Origin of the sequence: Clavibacter sp. (assembly GCF_014802555.1) — a bacterium.
In the GTDB taxonomy this organism is placed as follows: domain Bacteria; phylum Actinomycetota; class Actinomycetes; order Actinomycetales; family Microbacteriaceae; genus Clavibacter; species Clavibacter sepedonicus.
Genome location: NZ_JAAVCB010000129.1, coordinates 1 through 19089, shown reverse-complemented (window position 1 = coordinate 19089; position 19089 = coordinate 1). Strand labels below are relative to the sequence as shown.

Here is a 19089-nt window from a genome sequence, read left to right as displayed (position 1 = left end):
TACCGTGGGACATCGAGGCCTCCTGGCGATGGTTGAACTGAACAGCTCCATCAAGCCAGGAGGCCTCTTCACACGCCCCGAAGTGTCACCAACGTCACGGCCGAGTACACCTAGCGCGCCCCGTCCCAGTCCGCGTAGGGATCCCACCCGCCGAGCGCCGTCTGCGGCCCGGCGTACGGCGCGCCATCGACCGTCACGGCCGGACCGTCGGGACCGGCGTGCGCGACCACGCCGATCGCGCGGAACGGATCCGGCAGCGCCGCGCCCGCCGGGAACGCCGCGACCAGCGCGTGGTCCTCTCCCCCGGTGAGCACGAGGTCGAGCGCCGCGGGCGGCGGCGACGGGTGCGCGGCGGCGACGCGGCGCGCGTCGTCGGCGAGGGCGGCGGATCCGAGGTCGATGCCCACGCCGCTCGCGCGGGCCATGCGGCCGAGGTCGAGGAGGAGGCCGTCGGAGACGTCGAGCATGGCGGTCGCCCCGGCGCGCGCCGCGTCGACCCCCGCCGTGAGCGGCGCGACCGGCGCCAGCTGCGCCTCCACCGCGGCCGGGTGGGACACCCGGAGCGTCCGGGCGAGGGCGGCGTCGGGCACGGGCACGCCGTCCGCGTCGGGGCTCCTGGCCTCGTCGAACAGGAGCCGGACGCCGGCCGCGGCCATGCCGAGCGTGCCGGCCACCGCGACCACGTCGCCGGGTCGGGCCCCCGAGCGCAGCACGGGACCGCGCCCCTCGAGGTCGCCCGTGGCCGTGACCGTGATCACCAGCGCGTCCGAGACGGACAGGTCACCGCCCACGACGCCGCAGCCGGGGGCCTGGAGGCGGCAGCCCTCGCGGAGCCCGTCGGCGAGGGCCTCGAGCTCGGCGACGCGCGTGCCCGCGGGGGCGGCGATGGCCACGAGGAGCGCGGTGGGCCGGGCGCCCATGGCGGCCACGTCGGCCAGGTTCGAGGTCGCGGCGCGCCGCCCGAGGTCGTGCGGCGTCGACCAGGCGAGGCGGAAGTCGGGGCCCTCGATCATCATGTCGGTGGTGATCACGAACCGGCCGTCCGGGGCGCGCACGACCGCGCAGTCGTCGCCCGGGCCCACCTCGGCGTCGTCCGCCTCGGGCAGGTGCGGGAGGATCCGCGCCAGTGTCGCGAGCTCGCCCGCGCTCCCGAGCGTCGCGTCGTCGTCGGCCGGGCCGTCGGTCGGGACGTCGGCCGCGTCGACGCGGCTCCGTCCGGAGCCCCCGTCGGTCGGATCCGCGTCGGAGGGCGTCCCAGGAGTCGTCACGACTGCCACGGTAGCCTGATCGCGATGACTCCCCGCCGCCCCGCCCGCGCCCTGCGCACCGCCGCCGCAGCCGCCGCGTGCGGCATCGCCCTCCTCCTCGCCGGCTGCTCCCCCACGGTCTCGCTCGAGGCCGCGCCCGGCGCGACGGACCCGCTCTGCGCCGACGTGGTCGTCCACCTCCCCGCCACGCTCGGCACCGCGCCGCTGCGCGAGACCGACGCGCAGGGCACGGGCGCATGGGGCGACCCGCAGAGCACCGTGATCCTCCGCTGCGGCGTCGCGACGCCCGGCCCCACCACGGACGCGTGCATCAGCTACGACGACGTCGACTGGGTCGAGGACGACTCGCGCGCCCCCGACATCCGGTACACGACCTACGGCCGCACGCCCGCCGTCGAGGTCGTCATCGACTCCACGCAGGCGAGCTACACCGCGCTCACCGACCTCAGCGGCGTCGTCGCGGTCATCCCGCAGACCGCGAAGTGCGTCAGCGCGCAGGACCTCGGCGACGCGCCGCCTCCGGGGAGCTGACGGGAAGGCCCGCGGGCTCCGCGGATCCCGTCCGCCCGGCCGCGACCGCGCGCCGCGCACCGCGCTCGTGCAGCGCCAGCCGACCGGTGCGCCACCAGCGCAGCCACGGCAGCTCGCGCGGCCAGTGCACGGTCAGCGACGCCATGCCCCGGCTCATCCGCAGCGGCAGGGTCGACGGCGCGGTGAGGGGCCGCATGCTGATCTGCATCCGCAGGTGCGTGTCGAGCACGATGCGGTGCTCGGGCCCCAGGTGCACCGACAGGTCGATGTCGTCGTGCAGGTGAGTGCCCTCGCGGTGCACCTCGTCGCGGACCTCGAGCCAGGCGTCCCGGCGGAGCGCGAAGTTGGATCCGAACAGCGGCGGGTGCCCGAGCGCGAGCGTCACCGACCCGAAGTAGGCGCCGAGGTAGGAGACGGCCGCGATGCCGCGGAGCGCGCGGGGGCCGTCGAGGAAGCGCGCCGCACCCGTGACGGCGGCGACGTCGGGACGTGCGGCGAGCACGTCGCCGAGGCGCTCGATCCAATCGGCGGGCGGCACGCAGTCGGCGTCGAGGCGGGCGATGACCTCGTGGCGCGCGGCGTCGTAGCCGGCGGACGCGGCCGCCGGGATCCCCACGACGGGCTCGTGCACGACGCGCGCACCCGCGAGGCGCGCGAACTCGGCGCTGTCGTCGCTGGATGCGTTGTCGACCACCACGACCTCGTCGGGCGCCACGGTCTGCCCCGCGAGGGCCTGGAGGCACGCGCGCAGGTGCCCCGCGTCGTCGCGCACGGGGATGACGACCGAGATCGTGGGGCGGGCGGTCGACGGGCCGCGCCCCGACACGGTGCTCCCGAGCCGTGCCGGACGCGACGCCCCTGGGCCGCCGCAGGCCCGGTCGCCGAGCCGCACGAGCGGACCGGGTCGGGCGTCGGGACGGAGGCGGGGCCGGGCGACGGATCGTCCTAGGAGCATGCGTCCGAGCCTAGGCTCATCGCCCGGGCGTGACCGGCCTCAAGCGCGGGCGGCATCCGCCTCCCACGCGAGCGCCACGTCCAGCAGGCGGGAGATGAGGTCCGGGTACGCGAGGCCCGAGGCCTCCCAGCACGCGGGGAACATCGAGATGGGCGTGAAGCCCGGCATCGTGTTGATCTCGTTGAGCACGAAGCCGTCCGCCGTGAGGAAGAAGTCCACGCGGGCCAGCCCGCGCGCGTCCACCGCCCGGAAGGCGCGGATCGACAGCTCCCGCAGTTCGGCGAGCTCCGCGTCGGTCATGTCGGCGGGGCACACGAGGTCGATGCCGTCCGCGCCGAGGTACTTCGCGTCGAAGTCGTAGAAGTCGCGGCCGGACACCACGATCTCACCCGCGACGGATGCGCTCGGCGCCCGGCCCGGACCCTCGTCGAGGATCGCGCACTCGACCTCGCGGCCGACGAGCCCCGACTCGACGAGCACGCGGTCGTCCTCGCGGAACGCGACCTCGAGGGCGGCGTCGAGCCCGTCAGTCGCGACGACGCGGCTGACGCCCACGCTGGACCCGGCCCGCGCGGGCTTCACGAACGCCGGCAGCCCGAGCGCGGCGGCACGCTCACGGACGCCCGCGGGGTCGGCGGCCCACTCTTGACGCGACACCGTGGTCCACGGCGCCACCTCGATGCCCGCCGCCCGCAGCACCGTCTTCGCGTAGTGCTTGTCCATGCCGAGCGCCGAGGCGAGAACGCCCGACCCGACGTACGGCAGGCCGGCGAGCTCGAGCATGCCCTGGACCGTCCCGTCCTCGCCCTGCGTGCCGTGCAGGATCGGGAACACGACGTCGACCGGGCCGAGCGACCGCTCGGTGCCGTCCGCGTCGCGCACCGTGAGCTCGCGGCTGCCCGCGTCCTCGGGCCAGCGCACGCGCGAGCCGTCGTCGACGACCTCGGGCAGGGCCGCGGCGTCGAGCGCGAGGGCGGATGCGTCGTCCTCCTGCAGCGTGAAGGCGCCGCGGGGCGTGATCCCCACGGGGATCACCTCGAACCGCTCCCGGTCGATCGCGCCCAGCACGCCGCTCGCGGTCGCGCAGCTGATGGAGTGCTCGCTGGAGGTGCCGCCGAAGAGCAGCACCACCCGGATCCGTGCGGTCATGGTCACTCCCCCTGGGGCGTGTCGTCGTCGGTGGTCAGGTGCGGCGCGATGTCGCGCGGCGACAGCGTGCCCGCCAGCACCTGCGACACCTGCTCCACGATGGGCATGAGCACGCCGCGCTGGCGGGCGAGCTCCAGCACAGGCGCCACCGAGGAGAGCCCCTCGGCCGTCTGCTGCATGCTCTTCACGACGTCGGTGAAGCTGTAGCCCTGGCCGAGCAGGCGCCCCGCGGTGTTGTTGCGGGACAGCGACGACTCGCACGTGGCGATGAGGTCGCCGAGGCCCGCGAGACCCGCGAGCGTCTCGGCGCGGGCTCCGTAGGCGACCGAGAACGCCGTCATCTCGGCGAGGCCGCGCGTGATGATCGACGCCTTCGTGTTCTCGCCGTAGCCGACGCCGTCGACGATGCCCACCGCCACCGCGATGAGGTTCTTGAGCACGCCGCCGAACTCCGTGCCGATCACGTCGGTGTTGACGAACGAGCGGAAGTAGGCGCTGCGGGCGATCTTCGCGACGCGCTCCGCGGTGGCCTGCTCCGCGGACGACACCACGACGGCGGTGGGCTGCTCCCGGGCGATCTCGAGCGCGAGGTTCGGACCCGAGGCCACCGCGATGCGCTCCGGACCGATGCCGAGCACCTCCTGGATCACCTCGCTCATCCGGAGGCCCGTGCCCTTCTCCACGCCCTTCATGAGGCTGACGACCACGGCGTCCTGCGGGATCAGGTCGCGCGCCGCCTCGAGGTTGGCGCGCAGCGTCTGGCTGGGCACGGACACGAACACGTCGGTGGCACCGGCGAGCACGCGCTCGAGCGACGGGTGCGCCGAGAGCCGCTGCGGCAGGTTGATCCCCGGCAGGTAGTCGCTGTTGCGCTTGGCCTCCGTGATCTCCCGGGCGAGCTCGGGCCGGCGCGCCCACATGACGACGTCGCTGCCGCCGTCGGCCATGACCTTGGCGAAGGTGGTGCCCCAGCTGCCGGCGCCGAGGACGACGACGCGGCGCCGCTCCCCGCCCTCGTCCGGGTCGGGCGTCGATGCGGCGGGTGCGGGGGTCGGGCTCGCGGTCGCGTCACTCAAATCGGCCGGTCTCCTTCTGGTTCTTGGAGCGGGGATCCCACCGCTCGGTCGGGGCGGTCTCGCCGCGCAGCTCCTCCACGAGCTGGGTGATGGCGGCCATGACGACGGCGGTCGCCTCGGTGAGGGTCGCGGAGTCGAGGCTGCGGTCGCGGAAGCGGTCGAGGTCGACGGGCTCGCCGATGACCACGTGGACGGTGGTGCGCGGGAAGAGCCGGACGCGCTTCGAGTAGCGGCCCATGAGCTGCTGCGTGCCCCAGTGCGCGGCGGGGATCACGGGGATCCCGGCCTGGAGGGCGAGGCGCACGGCGCCGGTCTTGCCGCGCATGGGCCAGAGGTCGGGGTCGCGGGTGAGCGTCCCCTCGGGGTACACGACGACGATGCGGCCGTCGCGCGCGAGGTCCGACGCGGCCTCGATCGCCTGGCCGCCGCGGACGCCGCCGTCGCGCTGCACGGGGATCTGGCCGGAGCGGCGGAGGAACCAGCCGACGACCGGCACGTCGAAGAGCGACGCCTTGGCAAGGAAGCGGGGCAGGCGCCCGAGCTTCCAGGCGACGGCACCCATCACGACGGGGTCGATCTCGCTGTAGTGGTTCGGCGCGAGCACGTAGGAGCCCGTCCGCGGCAGCCGCTCGGGGTTCCGGATCTCGAACCGCACGGCCGCGTTGAGCACCGGCAGGACGAGGGCCGCCAGCACCCAGAAGATCGACGGTCGGGCCTTCTCGTTCGCCATGGATCCTCCGGTCGGGTCGCGGTCGTCGTCGGTCGCCGCCGGGATCAGCCCGGCGGAGGGCCGGATGCGTCCGTCATGGACGCGCCCGGCCGGAGCGGGCGGCGCGGGCACCGCCGGCGAGGCTATCCCTCGTAGGAGAAGTCCGCGCCCAGCTGGCGCAGCTTCCCGATGAAGTCCTCGTAGCCGCGGGAGATGATCCCCACGTTGCTGACGGTGGACCGGCCCTCGGCCGTGAGCGCCGCGATGAGGTGGCTGAACCCGCCGCGCAGGTCGGGCACCGTGATGTCCGCGCCGTGCAGGTGGGTGGGTCCCGTGATGACCGCGGCCTGCTCGAAGTCGCGTCGCGCGACGCGGCGCTCGTGGCCCTCGAGCCCCTCCTTGTGCACGACGATGTCGGCGCCCATTTCGTTGAGCGCGTCCGTGAACCCGAAGCGGTTCTCGTACACGGTCTCGTGGATGATCGAGACGCCGGGCGCCTGCGTGAGCGCCACGACGAGCGGCTGCTGCCAGTCCGTCATGAATCCGGGGTGCACGTCGGTCTCGATGACCACGGGCTTGAGGTCGCCTCCCGGGTGGTAGAACCGGATGCCGTCCTCCTCGATGTCGAACGCGCCGCCGACCTTCCGGAACACGTTGAGGAACGTCATCATCTCAGCCTGGCGCACGCCGCCGACGAAGATGTCGCCGCCGGTCGCGAGCGCGGCCGAGGCCCAGCTCGCGGCCTCGTTGCGGTCGAAGAGCGCGCGGTGCGTGTAGCCCTCGAGGCGGTCGACGCCCTCGATGAGGATCACGCGGTTCGGCTCCACGGAGATGATCGCGCCCATCTTCTGCAGGATCGCGATGAGGTCCATGATCTCGGGCTCGATGGCCGCGTTCTTCAGCTCCGTGATGCCCTGGGCGCGCACGCCCGTGAGCAGCACCTGCTCGGTCGCGCCGACGCTCGGGTAGGGCAGCTCGACGTTGGCGCCCTTCAGCCCGTTCGGGGCCGTGAGGCGGATGCCGCTCGGGAGCTTCTCGACGACGGCGCCGAACGCGCGCAGCGCGTCGAGGTGGAAGTCGATGGGGCGGTCGCCGATGCGGCAGCCGCCGAGGTCGGGGATGAACGCCTCGCCGAGCCGGTGCAGCAGCGGGCCGCAGAAGAGGATCGGGATGCGGGAGCTGCCCGCGTGCGCGTCGATGTCCGCCATGTGGGCGCTCTCGACGTCCTTCGGGTCGAGGATGAGGTCGCCCTCCTTCTCGCCCTTGCGGAGCGTGACGCCGTGCACCTCGAGCAGGCCCGAGACGACGCGGACGTCGCTGATGTCCGGCACCGAGCGAAGGAGGCTGGGGCTCTCGCCGAGGAGCGAGGCGACCATGGCCTTGGTGGCCAGGTTCTTGGCCCCACGGACCTCGATGCGGCCGCGCAGCGGGATGCCGCCGTTGATGACGATGGAGTCGGACATGAGGCCCACCCGCTCCCCCGCGTTCTTGGCGTCGCTGACTAGTGAGTTCATTCAGTTCTCCAGAGCTGCCGGCCGGGCCGGCAAGGTGCGCGGGCGCCATGCGGCCCGTCCGTGTTCGAAGGTGGTGATGGCGTCCTCGTCCCGGAGGGTGAGGGCGATGTCGTCGAGCCCCTCCAGGAGCCGCCACCGAGTGTATTCGTCGATCTCGAACGGGACCGCCAGGCCGGGTGCCGTGGCGACCCGCTCGACGAGGTCGACGGTGAGGTCGAGTCCGGGCTCCGCGTCCATCGCGGCCCACAGCCTCTCGACGTCGTCCTCCGTCACGATGCCCGTGAGGAGGCCCTGCTTCCCCGAGTTGCCCCGGAAGATGTCGCCGAACCTCGGGCTGAGCACGGCCCGGAAGCCGTAGTCGCGCAGCGCCCACACGGCGTGCTCACGGGACGAGCCCGTGCCGAAGTCCGGTCCGGCGACGAGGACGGTCGCGCCCTCGTAGACCGGCTGGTTGATGAAGAAGTCGGGATCCTGCCGCCACTGGAAGAACAGCGCGTCCTCGAAGCCGGTCTTGGTGACGCGCTTGAGGAACTGGGCGGGGATGATCTGGTCGGTGTCGACGTTCGACTGCTTGAGCGGGACGGCGGTGCCGGTGACGCGGCTGATGGGCTCCATGGTCAGATCCCCTGTCCGACGGCGGCGGCCTGGCGGATGGACGCGGCGTCGACGACGCCGTCCTCCTGCAGGTCCCAGGGGCTCGAGAGCGTGCCGCGGATGGCGGTCGCCGCGGCCACGAGCGGCGACACGAGGTGCGTGCGCCCGCCCTTTCCCTGGCGGCCCTCGAAGTTGCGGTTGCTCGTGGACGCGCAGCGCTCGCCCGGCGCGAGCTGGTCGGGGTTCATCCCGAGGCACATGGAGCAGCCGGCGAAGCGCCACTCGGCGCCGAAGTCAGTGAAGACCTTGTCGATCCCCTCCGCCTCCGCCTCGAGGCGCACGCGCGCGCTGCCCGGGACGACCATCACGCGGACGCCCTCGGCCTTGGTGCGGCCGCGCACGATCTCGGCGGCGGCGCGCAGGTCCTCCACGCGGCTGTTGGTGCAGGAGCCGATGAACACGGTGTCGACCGCGATCTCCTTCATGGGCGTGCCCGGGGCGAGGTCCATGTACGCGAGCGCCCGCTCGGCGGCGGCACGCTCGTTCGGATCCGCGACGGCCGCGGGATCCGGCACGGGCTCGCTGAGCGAGACGCCCTGGCCGGGGTTGGTGCCCCAGGTGACGAAGGGCTCGAGGGTGTCGGCGTCGAGGAACACCTCGGCGTCGAACACGGCGTCATCGTCGGTCGCGAGGGTGTCCCAGTAGGCGACGGCCTCGTCCCAGTCGGCGCCGGTCGGCGCGTGCGGGCGGCCCCTCAGGTAGTCGTAGGTGGTCTGGTCGGGGGCGACCATGCCCGCACGCGCGCCCGCCTCGATGGACATGTTGCAGATGGTCATGCGGCCCTCCATGGAGAGCGAGCGGATGGCGCTGCCGCGGTACTCGAGCACGTAGCCCTGCCCGCCGCCGGTGCCGATCTGCGCGATGACCGCGAGGATGATGTCCTTCGCGGTGACGCCGGGTCGGAGCGTGCCCTCGACCGTGACCGCCATGGTCTTGAAGGGCTGGAGGGGCAGCGTCTGGGTGGCCATCACGTGCTCGACCTCGCTCGTGCCGATGCCGAAGGCCATCGCGCCGAACGCCCCGTGGGTGGAGGTGTGGGAGTCGCCGCAGACGACCGTGATGCCCGGCATCGTGAGGCCGAGCTGCGGGCCGACCACGTGGACGATGCCCTGCTCGATGTCGCCGAGCGAGTGCAGCCGGATCCCGAACTCCTCCGCGTTCCTGCGGAGGGTGTGGATCTGCGTGCGGCTCGTCAAGTCGGCGATCGGCCGGTCGATGCCGATGGTCGGCGTGTTGTGGTCCTCGGTCGCGATCGTGAGGTCGGGGCGGCGCACGGGGCGGCCGGCGAGCCGGAGGCCGTCGAACGCCTGCGGGCTGGTGACCTCGTGCACGAGGTGGAGGTCGATGTATAGGAGGTCGGGCGTGCCGTCCTCCCCCTCGGCGACCAGGTGGTCGGCCCACACCTTCTCGGCCAGGGTCTTCGCAGGCTGCACGGCTCTCCTCATGGCAGTGGCGCGAGGGTCCCCACGCGCATCATGGGAGTCTAACGCCGGGTGCCCGCGGCTATTCCTCAGGTGGTGGGCGCGCCCGCGGTCCCGTCGTCGAGCGGCTCGTCGTGGGCGCGGGCCTCGATCACCACCACGGTGACGTTGTCGCGGCCGCCGGATGCGAGCGCCTGCGCGACGAGCGCGTCCGCCGCGCGGTCGACGCCGCCGCCGTCCGCGTGCGCGAGCTGCAGCACGCCGGAGATCGCCTGGTCGTCGAGCTCCTTGGTGAGCCCGTCGGAGCAGATGAGGAAAGCCTGGTGGTCGACGACCGGCAGCAGCCACTCGTCGGCGGCGACCTCGTCGTGGGATCCGACGGCCCGGGTGATGAGGTTCCGCACCGGGCTCCGTTCGGCCTCCGCGCGGGTCATGCGGCCCTGGTCGACGAGCTCCTGCACGGCGGAGTGGTCGATGGTCACCTGCTCGAGGCGACCGTCCGTCCAGGCGTAGACGCGCGAGTCGCCGACGTTGAAGACCATCCAGAGCGGGTCGCCTGCGTCCGAGCGCACGAGCGCGACGCCCGCGAGCGTGGTGCCGGCCACGGTTCCGGGCGGGTCGTCGCCCGTGATGAGGTCGCCGATCGCGTCGTTGGACGCGTCCACCGCCTCGACGATGAGGTCGCGCGTAACGGGCGCGTCGCCGGACAGGCCGCCGAAGGTCTCCACGAGGGTGGCGCTGGCGCGGTCGCCGAACGCGTGCCCGCCCATGCCGTCGGCCACGAGCCACACGGGCGGGTCGGCGAGGAGCCCGTCCTCGTTCACGGCGCGGACGCTGCCGACGTCCGTGCGGGCGGCCCACGTGACGTCGATGCGGCGCCCGCCGAGCGCGATGGCGCGGGCCTCGGTCACCGGGCGTCCCGGTCGTCGTCGCCGCGCTCGACCGGAGCGGGCTCGGCGTCGGCCCCGGTGACGGGGATCCCGTCGACGCGCATCTTGATGAGGCTGGCGACGGTCGCGACCACCATCGACGCGAGGATCACGACGAGGCTCACGAGCGTCGGGATCTCGGGCGCCCACTCGATGCCCTCCCCGCCGTTGACGAACGGCAGCGTGTTCTCGTGCATCGCGTGCAGCACCAGCTTCACGCCGATGAAGAAGAGGATGAACGCGATCCCGTACTTGAGGTACACGAGCCGGTCGAGCAGGCCGCCCAGCAGGAAGTAGAGCTGGCGGAGACCCATGAGGGCGAAGATGTTCGCAGTGAAGACGATGAACGGCGACTCGGTGATGCCGAAGATGGCCGGGATCGAGTCGAGGGCGAAGATCAGGTCGGTGGTGCCGATCGACACGAAGACGATCACCATCGGCGTCAGCACCTTGCGGCCGTCGATCACGGTGCGCACCTTCGCGCCGTCGAAGTCGGGCGCGATCTTGAGGCGCCGGCGGAGGAACCGGATGAACAGTGAGTCCTCGCTCTCCTCGTCCTCGTCGCCCACCGCCTGCTTGACCGCCGTGTAGAGCAGGAACGCGCCGAAGATGTAGAAGATCCAGCTGTAGCTCTCGATGAGCTCCGCGCCCAGCAGGATGAAGATCCCGCGCAGCACCAGCGCGATGATGATGCCCACCATGAGCACCTCCTGCTGGTACTTCCTGGGCACGCTGAACCGGCTCATGATGATGACGAACACGAACAGGTTGTCGATGCTGAGGCTGTACTCCGTCAGCCACCCCGCGAGGAACTGTCCCGCGTGCTCGCCGCCCGCGACGAACAGCATGATGACCGCGAACACCAGCGCGAGGCCCACGTAGAAGGCGACCCAGAGTGCCGACTCCTTCGTCGACGGGACGTGCGGTCGCCGGTAGACGATCAGCAGGTCGGCGACGAGGACGAGGAGGAGCACCGTCAGGGAGACGATCTCGAACGGGAGGGGGAGGTCCAGGGGCACGCGGTGGCTTTCTGCAGCATGGGAACGGCACGGACATGCCTCGACGAAACTACATGGCGGCCGACGGGTTGTTCACAATTCCCCCATCCGGGGCATCCGGCCATCGGCCCGCGGTTACGGTGGTCGCTCATGACACGAGAGGGACGCCCCATGTCCGTACTGGCGAACGAGCTCGATGCACCCGACCACGGCGGGGAGGACACCGGACCCCGGCGTCGCGGCCCCCGCACCTCGGGCGACGCCCGAGCCAGCATCATCGAGGCGGCCCGCATGCTCTTCATCGAGTCGGGAGCCGACCGCGTGAGCGCCCGCCGCATCGCCGCGGCGGCCGGGGTCGACCCGAGCCTCGTCCGCTACTACTTCGGATCGCTCGAGGCCCTGCTCGAGGAGGCGCTGCGCCCCTCGGAGGACCTCATCGCCCCGTACCTCCGGCTGCGGGTGCTGCCCATCGAGGAGCGCGGCGCCGCCCTCGTCTCCGCGGCGCTGCACACGTGGGAGCACCCGGTCGGATCCACCATCATGCGCTGGGTCACCGTGTCGTCCGACCACGACAGCGCCGCCTACAGGCGGTTCGCCGAGGCGGCCCCGCAGCACTGGATGAGCGCGCTGCCGGAGGAGACATCCGCCGAGGAGGCGGGCATCCGCAACTCCCTCGTCGGCGCCGCCCTCGGCGGCATCGCCATCACCCGCTACATCTGGCGGATGGAGCCCATCGCGAGCATGTCGCACGAGACGGTCGTCGCGCTCCACGGGCCCGTCGTGCAGGAGTTCCTCACAGGCCCGCTGCCCGCCGTCCCGGCCGTGGCGGCCGCGCCCGCCGCCTGACCACCCGGCGCGCTGTCGCCGGCGGGGCTCATGTCCGGTCGGTCAGCTCCTCGCGGACCGCGAGCGGCCTCCGCACCAGCTTGTGCGGCGCGGCCTGCGCCACCGGCTTGAGGGTGAGCAGGTCCACGTTCACGTGCGGCGGCAGCTCCACCGCGTGCACGATCGCCGAGGCGACATCCTCCGCGGTGAGCGGCCCGGGCACCCCGTCGTAGACCGCGTCCGCCTTCGCCCGGTCGCCGCCGAAGCGCACGAGCGAGAACTCCTCCGTGCGCACCTGGCCGGGGGCGATCTCGATCACGCGGATGGGCTCCCCCGCGAGCTCCAGGCGGAGCACCCCGAGCATCGCGTGCACGGCGGCCTTGGCGGCGTTGTAGCCGCCGCCGCCCTCGTAGGGCACGTGCGCGGCGATGGAGCTCACGGTCACGATGTCGGCGCTGCCGCCCTCGGGGACGCTGGCGCGCAGCAGCGGTAGCAGGGCGGCGGTCACGCGCTGCACGGCGAGCACGTTGATCTCGTAGATCCAGGCCCAGTCCTCCGGCGATCCGCCCTCGACCGAGTCGGTGCCGACGGCTCCCCCGGCGTTGTTCACGAGGGCGTGGACGTGACCGGTCTCGCGCAGGTGGTCGCGCAGCGCGTCGACGTCGGCCTGCACCGTGAGGTCGGCGACGGCGTACGTCGCGCCCGTCTCCTCGGCGAGCGCGCGCAGGCGGTCCTCGCGGCGGGCGACGGCGACGACGTCCCACCCCCGGCTCCGGAACAGGCGGACGGTGGCGGCGCCGATCCCCGAGCTCGCACCCGTGACGACGACCCTCTTGGCTGTGGACATGAGCCCAGCGTAGGGAACGCGGGTGCCGACGGGTTACGCCCCGCGACGGCTCGCGTTGACCGGCCGCCGACGCGCTTCCTACTGTCGTGGTGCGCCCGCACGGGCGGCACCGACGCACGAGGGAAGGCACGACGATGAGCGACCACGACGAGGACCGGGCAGCGGGCTGGCGCTTCGAGACGCAGCAGATCCACGCGGGGGCGGCGCCGGATCCGGTCACCCACGCCCGCGCGACGCCGATCTACCAGACCACGTCCTACGTGTTCGACGACTCCCAGCACGCGCAGGACCTCTTCGCGCTGGCGCAGCCGGGCAACATCTACGGGCGAATGATGAACCCCACGCAGGCCGTCGTCGAGGAGCGCATCGCCGCCCTGGAGGGAGGCACGGCTGCGCTCCTGGTCGCCTCGGGACAGTCCGCGTCGACGTTCGCGGTGCTCAACATCGCCCAGGCGGGCGACCACATCGTCTCGAGCTCGTCGATATACGGCGGCACGTACAACCTCTTCAAGTACACGCTCGCGAAGCTCGGGATCGAGACGACGTTCGTCGAGGACCAGGACGACCCCGCGGCATGGGCCCGGGCGGTCCGCCCCGACACCAAGCTCTTCTTCGCGGAGACGATCGGCAACCCGCGCATCAACATCCTCGACATCCGCGCGGTCGCCGACCAGGCGCACGCCGCGGGCGTGCCGCTCATCGTGGACAACACCATCGCCACGCCGTACCTCATCCGGCCGTTCGAGCACGGCGCCGACGTCGTGGTGCACTCGGCGACGAAGTTCCTCGGCGGGCACGGCACGGTCATCGGCGGGCTCGTCGTCGACGGCGGCCGGTTCCCGTGGTCCGAGCACGGCGAGCGCTTCCCCGGCCTCACGACCCCCGACCCGTCGTACCACGGCGTCACCTACGCCGAGGCCGTCGGCGACGGCGTCGCGTACATCACCAAGGCGCGCGTGCAGCTGCTGCGCGACCTCGGGGCGTCCATCGCCCCGGCGAGCGCCTGGCAGCTCATCCAGGGCATCGAGACGCTGAGCCTCAGGATCGAGCGGCACGTGCAGAACGCCCAGGCGGTCGCGGAGTGGCTCGACGCGCACGACGACCTCGCGGACGTCTACTACGCGGGCCTGCCGACGAGCCCCTCGTACGCGGCGGCGAACCGGTACGCACCGCTCGGCGTCGGAGCCGTGCTGTCCTTCGAGCTGAAGGGCGGGGTGGACGCCGGGCGCGCGCTCGTCGACTCGCTGCAGCTGTTCAGCCACCTGGCGAACATCGGCGACGTGCGGAGCCTGGTGATCCACCCGGCCTCGACCACCCACGCGCAGCTGACGCCGGAGCAGCAGCTGACGGCCGGCGTCACGCCGGGACTCGTGCGGCTCTCGGTCGGGCTCGAGAGCATCGACGACATCATCGACGACCTCGCGGCCGGGCTGCCGGCCGCGCGGGCCGTGAAGGACGGCGCCGCACCGGCCGCGCTCGCCGGCACCCGGCCGAGCGGGGCGTAACACTCGGGCGCGCGTCCGCCGCGGGTGCTTCACTGATCGGGATGGACTGGCAGACACCCGAGGACACCGTCCCGTCGAGCCTCGTGACGGACGCGCAGATTCGCTCCCTGATCGGCCGCCCGCCCGCGTCGGGCGCCTGGCGCGAGGGCGATCCCGTCGCCGACCGGCTGTTCGCCTCGGTGGGCGGCATCGACCTGGAGGCGGGCGGGCGGATCCCCTCGGTGCGCGTCGCGTACGAGACCTTCGGCGAGCGCGACCCCGACGGCGGGAACGCCGTGCTCGTGCTGCACGCGCTCACGGGCGACAGCCACCTCCGCGGACCCGCGGGTCCCGGGCAGCCGACCGGCGGGTGGTGGTCGGGCATCGTGGGGCCGGGGCTCGCCATCGACACCGACCGCTGGTTCGTCGTCGCCCCCAACATGCTGGGCGGCTGCCAGGGCACGACCGGCCCCGCATCCCTGGCGTCCGACGGCGCCGAGTGGGCCGACCGGTTCCCCTACATCACGATCCGCGACCAGGTCGCCGTCCAGGCGGCCCTCGCGGACGCGCTCGGCATCGACGTGTGGGCGGCCGTCGTCGGCGGGTCCATGGGCGGGATGCAGGCGCTCGAGTGGGGCGTGGGGTTCCCCGACCGGATGCGCCGGCTCGCGATCCTCGCCGCCCCGGCCATCGCCAGCGCCGACCAGATCGCTCTCAACTCGGTGCAGGCCGAGGCGATCCGGATGGATCCCGCCTACCGCGACGGCGACTACTTCGACGCGGCGGACGGGGACGGCCCGCACCGCGGGCTCGCGCTCGCGCGCCGCATGGCGCTGCTGAACTACCGGAGCCCGCACGAGCTGAACCAGCGCTTCTCCCGCTCCTGGCAGAGCGGCATCAGCCCCATGGGCGACGAGGGCCGCTACGCCGTGGAGTCCTACCTCGACTTCCACGGCAACAAGTTCACCCGGCGCTTCGACGCGACCAGCTACATCCGCCTCATCGACGCGATGAGCTCGCACGACGTGGGCCGCGACCGCGGCGGGGTGGAGGCGGCTCTCGCGCGGGTGCGGGCGGCGACCCTCGTGGTGGGCATCGACAGCGACCGCCTGTTCCCCGTGCCGGACCAGCGGCTCATCGCGCAGGCCGTGCCCGGATCCGTCGACGGCGGGCAGGTCGTGGTGATCTCCTCCGACTACGGACACGACGGGTTCCTCATCGAGAACCAGGCCGTGGGACGCGAGCTCGCGCGCCTGCTCGACACCCGCGCGTAGGAGCGCCCCAGTCCGGGGGTGAGTTCCGGCCGCGGCATCGCCCGCGACATCATGCGTTCCTATGCTTCCCCTGGGAGCACGCCGCCGCCTCCGGGCTCCGGCACGAGGGGAGCACCGATGAGCCGACGTCCGCTGCACGCGACGGGCCAGGGCCAACGGGTCCGCGTGGCGCTGGTCGACGACCACGTCCTCCTGCTCGACGGGCTGAGCGCACGGCTCTCCCGTCCCCGCACGGGCGTCGAGGTGGTCGCGACCTCCCCCACCTGGAGCGGGCTCGTGCGCGACGACCGCTTCCCAGATGCCTTCGACGTGGTCGTCCTCGACCTCGCGCTGCGCGACGAGGTCCCGGTCGCACAGAAGATCCGCACGCTCGCGGGCGCCGGCCTCACGTCCGTGCTGCTGAGCACGCACGCCGACCCCTCCACCATCCACGGCGCCATGCGCGCGGGCGCGTCCGCCGTCGTGCCCAAGGCCGAGTCGTCCGAGGAGCTGATCGCCAGCATCCACGCGGCGGCCGACGGCACGCCCCGACAGAGCGCGCTCGTGCAGCAGGCGATGCAGGACTTCCACGCCGAGGAGGACCCGCGGCTCGGCCAGCAGGAGCAGCGCGCGCTCGTGCTCTACGCGGGCGGACGGTCGGTCCGCGACGTCGCCGAGGCGATGAGCACGACGGAGGAGACCGTCAAGTCGTACATCAAGCGGGGCCGCCGCAAGTACTTGCACGCGGGGACGGACCTCGGGACCAAGCTCCTACTCCGGCGCCACGCGATCCGCCACGGCTGGATCGCGCCGGAATAGGACGTCGACCGGCCCGAGCCCACCCGGACCCGCCCGGCGGCGGGCGATCATACGGCATGTGGACAATCGGCCCCGGCCGTCACGCGGGCGTGCCTCCGGCGTGACGGACGCGCCTAGGATCGGAGGCACACCGAGCGCACGCCACCGGCGTCGGCGCACTCCGAGCGAGGACCCGATGGATCGCATGAAGCGCGAGCGCGAGCGCCTACTGCAGCGGACCGCACGCGTGTACGGCCTCAGCTTCTCCGCGGTCGCCGCCGCGTGCATCCTGCTGGCGGGCGAGATCCCCGTCCCCGCGGCAGCCGGGAGCCTCGCGCTCCTGGCCGTGCTCGCCGTCGCCCAGTGGAGGATCGGGACGGACGCGAGCGTCAGGTGGATGGTCGTCGTGCTCGTGGCCGGCCTCGCGGCCATGGTCGTCGCCCAGCTCGGCGGGCGCTCCGCGTCGTCGCTCACCGCGCTCACCCACATCTCCGTGGGCGGCATCGGGTCGCTCGCCCTCCTCGGGACCGTCCGATCTGGCCGGCTCCGCATCGTGGCGGCCGCCTTCGTGCTCACCAGCGCGGTCGCCGTCGTAGCGTCCTGGGCCACGGCCGCCTTCCCCTACGTCGTGCTCGTGCACGTGTTCGGCTGGATGCTCGCGGGGATCCTCGGCTACTGGCTGAGCGTGGCCGTGCACCGGGTCGGTCGCCGCATCACCGACATCGGGCGCGCCCACCGCGCCGAGCGCATGGCGAGCGAGCTCGAGGCGCAGCGGCGGCAGGGCGCCCGGCTCCTGCACGACACCGTGCTCGCGACCCTCACGCTGCTCGCGCACTCCGGGGTCGGCGTCACGCCGCAGGCCATGCGCCAGCAGGCGGCCGACGACGCGCGCCTCCTCCGTCAGCTCCGCCTCGGCGCGAACCCCACGCCCCAGGCGTCGGGCGGGTACACCCTGGAGCCCGTGGAGCAGTCCGTGCTCGGCAACACGCTGGAGTCGGTCAAGCAGCGCTTCGGGCGGATGGGCCTCGAGGTGAGCTGGCACGGGACCGGCCAGGTCCTGCTGCCGAGCGACATCCTCGACGCCTTCCTCCTCTCGCTCGCGGAGTGCCTGGAGAACGTGCGGCGGCACGCGGGCGTCACGGAGGCGCACGTCACCATCACCGACGACGACACCACCGTGCGCGCGATGGTCACGGACGCCGGCGTCGGCTTCGACCTCGCGCACGTGGACCAGGCGAAGCTCGGCTTCAAGGAGTCGGTCGTCGCGCGCCTCACGGACGTGGGCGGCAACGCCCGGCTGTTCTCCTCTCCCGGGTCGGGCACGACGGTCGTCCTCGAGGTGCCGAAGTGAGCGGCCGTGCGGACAGCGCGCCGTCCCGCGCCAGCCGTCGCATCCGCCTCCCCGAGGGGACGTCGACGCAGCCCACCTCCATCGGCCTCGGCTACCTGGGCGCGGGATCCGCGGTCGTCTGCGCCATCGCGATCGGGTACGGTCTCGTCCGCTTCGCGCTCGACTACCGGATCATGCCGTCGCCCCGGCTCACGGCGACCGCGTGGATCCTCCTCGTCGCCCTCATCGCCGTAGTCGTCGTGGCCATCCGCGCCCTTCGCGACCGGATGCCCGGCCCGCTCATGGCGGTCTTCGTCGTCGGCCTCGGCATCGTCGTCGCGCTCGACCTGGTGGCGGTGTGGCCCCTCGGCGACGTGATGCAGCACGCCACCGCGGGCATCGCCGCCGGCGCCGCGCGCGAGGTGCTCGCGGTCGACGCCGCCCTGGGCATCGTCCTCCTCCTCGTCTTCCTGTTCTCGGATCCCGTGCGCCCCGGCGACATCGCCCCCGAGCTCTCCGCCATCTCCCGCGCGGTGGTGCCCGCGGCGTTCGGCGTGACGGTCGTCCGCGGCTTCCGCCGCCTGACCGAGATGGAGCTGGACCGCGTGCTCGTGCAGAGCACCGTGTCCGCGCCGCGCTACGCCGTCGGCATGATGGCGTCCGAGGAGCTGGCGCGCCTCGACCTGGCGGCCGAGCAGCTCCTCGACGACGTCGCCAACGCGCGGGAGCCGCTCCCCCTGTCGCCCCTCGCCGCCTCGACGGCAGCGTCGCTCGCGACCGAGCTGCGGCTGCACCTCATCGAGGGCCGCCGTGAGACGTGGCTGCACCACGCGATCACGGAGTCGGAGTTCCTCGGACCGGACGTCACCCTCAGTGACCCGAACGCCCTGGCGGGGCTCCTCGACCGCCGCCAGCGCGACGGCCTGCTCTCGGCGGTCTGGCTCCTGCTCACCTCGACGGAACGGCGCAGCGGCGTGCCCGAGGTCTCCGTGCAGCTCGCGCTCGGACCGCTCCGCGGCAGGCCGCCCGGCGCGCAGCCCGTGCCGCTCCGACGCGCCGTCGTCCCGATCGTCGTGACGACGACCGGGCTCCCGCGCACCCGACTGGATCCCTCGACGTGGGATGCTATCGACAAGGTCGGCACGCACACCGAGAGCACCCGCGGGTCGAGCCTCCTGATCACCATCGACTGCGTAGTGGACAACCCCGCCGACCGGTGAGGGCCCCGCACTAGGTGTACTCGGCCATGACGTTGGTGACACTTCGGGGCGTGTGAAGAGGCCTCCTGGCTTGATGGAGCTGTTCAGTTCAACCATCGCCAGGAGGCCTCGATGTCCCACGGTAATGC

General features: G+C 72.9%; 18 protein-coding genes. 7 read left to right on the top strand and 11 right to left on the bottom strand.

Annotation, left to right across the window (positions count from 1 at the left end):
- Positions 1 to 110 precede the first annotated feature (110 nt).
- Positions 111 to 1268: a thiamine-phosphate kinase gene (locus tag HDR73_RS14355; RefSeq protein WP_012299364.1), complete on the bottom strand. Its 1158-nt coding sequence runs from the start codon at positions 1266 to 1268 to the stop codon at positions 111 to 113.
- 24 nt (positions 1269 to 1292) lie between these two features.
- Here HDR73_RS14355 and HDR73_RS14350 point away from each other — a divergent pair, with 24 nt between their 5' ends.
- On the top strand, positions 1293 to 1799 hold the full coding sequence (locus tag HDR73_RS14350) for a DUF3515 domain-containing protein (protein ID WP_012299365.1): 507 nt from the start codon (positions 1293 to 1295) through the stop codon (positions 1797 to 1799).
- Here HDR73_RS14350 and HDR73_RS14345 read toward each other — a convergent pair.
- The 9 genes from HDR73_RS14345 to HDR73_RS14305 all read right to left on the bottom strand — a co-directional run bounded on the left by HDR73_RS14345 (position 1756) and on the right by HDR73_RS14305 (position 11225).
- Positions 1756 to 2754: a glycosyltransferase family 2 protein gene (locus tag HDR73_RS14345; RefSeq protein WP_086935907.1), complete on the bottom strand. Its 999-nt coding sequence runs from the start codon at positions 2752 to 2754 to the stop codon at positions 1756 to 1758. The two genes, HDR73_RS14350 and HDR73_RS14345, sit on opposite strands and share 44 nt — an antisense overlap.
- Positions 2755 to 2793: 39 nt before the next feature.
- The gene (locus HDR73_RS14340; RefSeq protein ID WP_041464608.1) at positions 2794 to 3903 is read right to left on the bottom strand and encodes a D-alanine--D-alanine ligase family protein; all 1110 of its coding nucleotides are present in this window, start codon (positions 3901 to 3903) and stop codon (positions 2794 to 2796) included.
- 2 nt (positions 3904 to 3905) lie between these two features.
- Positions 3906 to 4979, bottom strand: a complete 1074-nt coding sequence (locus HDR73_RS14335) for an NAD(P)H-dependent glycerol-3-phosphate dehydrogenase (RefSeq protein ID WP_012299368.1) — start codon at positions 4977 to 4979, stop codon at positions 3906 to 3908.
- Positions 4972 to 5709: a lysophospholipid acyltransferase family protein gene (locus HDR73_RS14330; RefSeq protein WP_041464993.1), complete on the bottom strand. Its 738-nt coding sequence runs from the start codon at positions 5707 to 5709 to the stop codon at positions 4972 to 4974. The genes HDR73_RS14335 and HDR73_RS14330 overlap by 8 nt, the downstream gene beginning before the upstream one ends.
- A 122-nt stretch (positions 5710 to 5831) precedes the next feature.
- A complete protein-coding gene (murA, locus tag HDR73_RS14325; protein ID WP_012299370.1) occupies positions 5832 to 7202 on the bottom strand; it encodes a UDP-N-acetylglucosamine 1-carboxyvinyltransferase in 1371 nt (456 codons plus the stop codon).
- Complete coding sequence (gene leuD / locus HDR73_RS14320) at positions 7203 to 7817, bottom strand: 3-isopropylmalate dehydratase small subunit (RefSeq protein ID WP_012299371.1); 615 nt, start codon at positions 7815 to 7817, stop codon at positions 7203 to 7205.
- A 2-nt stretch (positions 7818 to 7819) separates the two neighbouring features.
- Positions 7820 to 9301: a 3-isopropylmalate dehydratase large subunit gene (gene leuC / locus HDR73_RS14315; RefSeq protein WP_012299372.1), complete on the bottom strand. Its 1482-nt coding sequence runs from the start codon at positions 9299 to 9301 to the stop codon at positions 7820 to 7822.
- 65 nt (positions 9302 to 9366) lie between these two features.
- Positions 9367 to 10188, bottom strand: coding sequence for a PP2C family protein-serine/threonine phosphatase (locus HDR73_RS14310; RefSeq protein ID WP_012299373.1), 822 nt, complete (start codon positions 10186 to 10188; stop codon positions 9367 to 9369).
- A complete protein-coding gene (locus HDR73_RS14305) occupies positions 10185 to 11225 on the bottom strand; it encodes a TerC family protein (protein ID WP_012299374.1) in 1041 nt (346 codons plus the stop codon). Before HDR73_RS14305 ends, HDR73_RS14310 begins: the two co-directional genes overlap by 4 nt.
- A gap of 150 nt (positions 11226 to 11375) precedes the next feature.
- On the opposite strand from HDR73_RS14305, the gene HDR73_RS14300 reads away from it, so the two are divergent.
- Positions 11376 to 12050 (top strand): TetR/AcrR family transcriptional regulator, encoded by a 675-nt coding sequence (locus HDR73_RS14300; protein ID WP_041464609.1) that lies wholly within the window; start codon positions 11376 to 11378, stop codon positions 12048 to 12050.
- A gap of 28 nt (positions 12051 to 12078) precedes the next feature.
- Here HDR73_RS14300 and HDR73_RS14295 read toward each other — a convergent pair whose 3' ends face one another.
- On the bottom strand, positions 12079 to 12876 hold the full coding sequence (locus tag HDR73_RS14295) for an SDR family oxidoreductase (RefSeq protein ID WP_012299376.1): 798 nt from the start codon (positions 12874 to 12876) through the stop codon (positions 12079 to 12081).
- Positions 12877 to 13010: 134 nt separating this feature from the next.
- On the opposite strand from HDR73_RS14295, the gene HDR73_RS14290 reads away from it, so the two are divergent.
- From HDR73_RS14290 to HDR73_RS14270, 5 genes are all read left to right on the top strand, one after another.
- On the top strand, positions 13011 to 14381 hold the full coding sequence (locus tag HDR73_RS14290; RefSeq protein ID WP_041464610.1) for a bifunctional o-acetylhomoserine/o-acetylserine sulfhydrylase: 1371 nt from the start codon (positions 13011 to 13013) through the stop codon (positions 14379 to 14381).
- 41 nt (positions 14382 to 14422) lie between these two features.
- Entirely contained in the window at positions 14423 to 15634 is a 1212-nt protein-coding gene (gene metX / locus HDR73_RS14285) for a homoserine O-acetyltransferase MetX (RefSeq protein ID WP_012299378.1), read from the top strand.
- Between the two features lie 117 nt (positions 15635 to 15751).
- Positions 15752 to 16432, top strand: a complete 681-nt coding sequence (locus HDR73_RS14280) for a response regulator transcription factor (RefSeq protein WP_012299379.1) — start codon at positions 15752 to 15754, stop codon at positions 16430 to 16432.
- 175 nt (positions 16433 to 16607) lie between these two features.
- Positions 16608 to 17762 (top strand): sensor histidine kinase, encoded by a 1155-nt coding sequence (locus HDR73_RS14275; RefSeq protein ID WP_041464611.1) that lies wholly within the window; start codon positions 16608 to 16610, stop codon positions 17760 to 17762.
- Complete coding sequence (locus HDR73_RS14270; protein ID WP_012299381.1) at positions 17759 to 18961, top strand: hypothetical protein; 1203 nt, start codon at positions 17759 to 17761, stop codon at positions 18959 to 18961. Before HDR73_RS14275 ends, HDR73_RS14270 begins: the two co-directional genes overlap by 4 nt.
- Positions 18962 to 19089 lie beyond the last annotated feature (128 nt).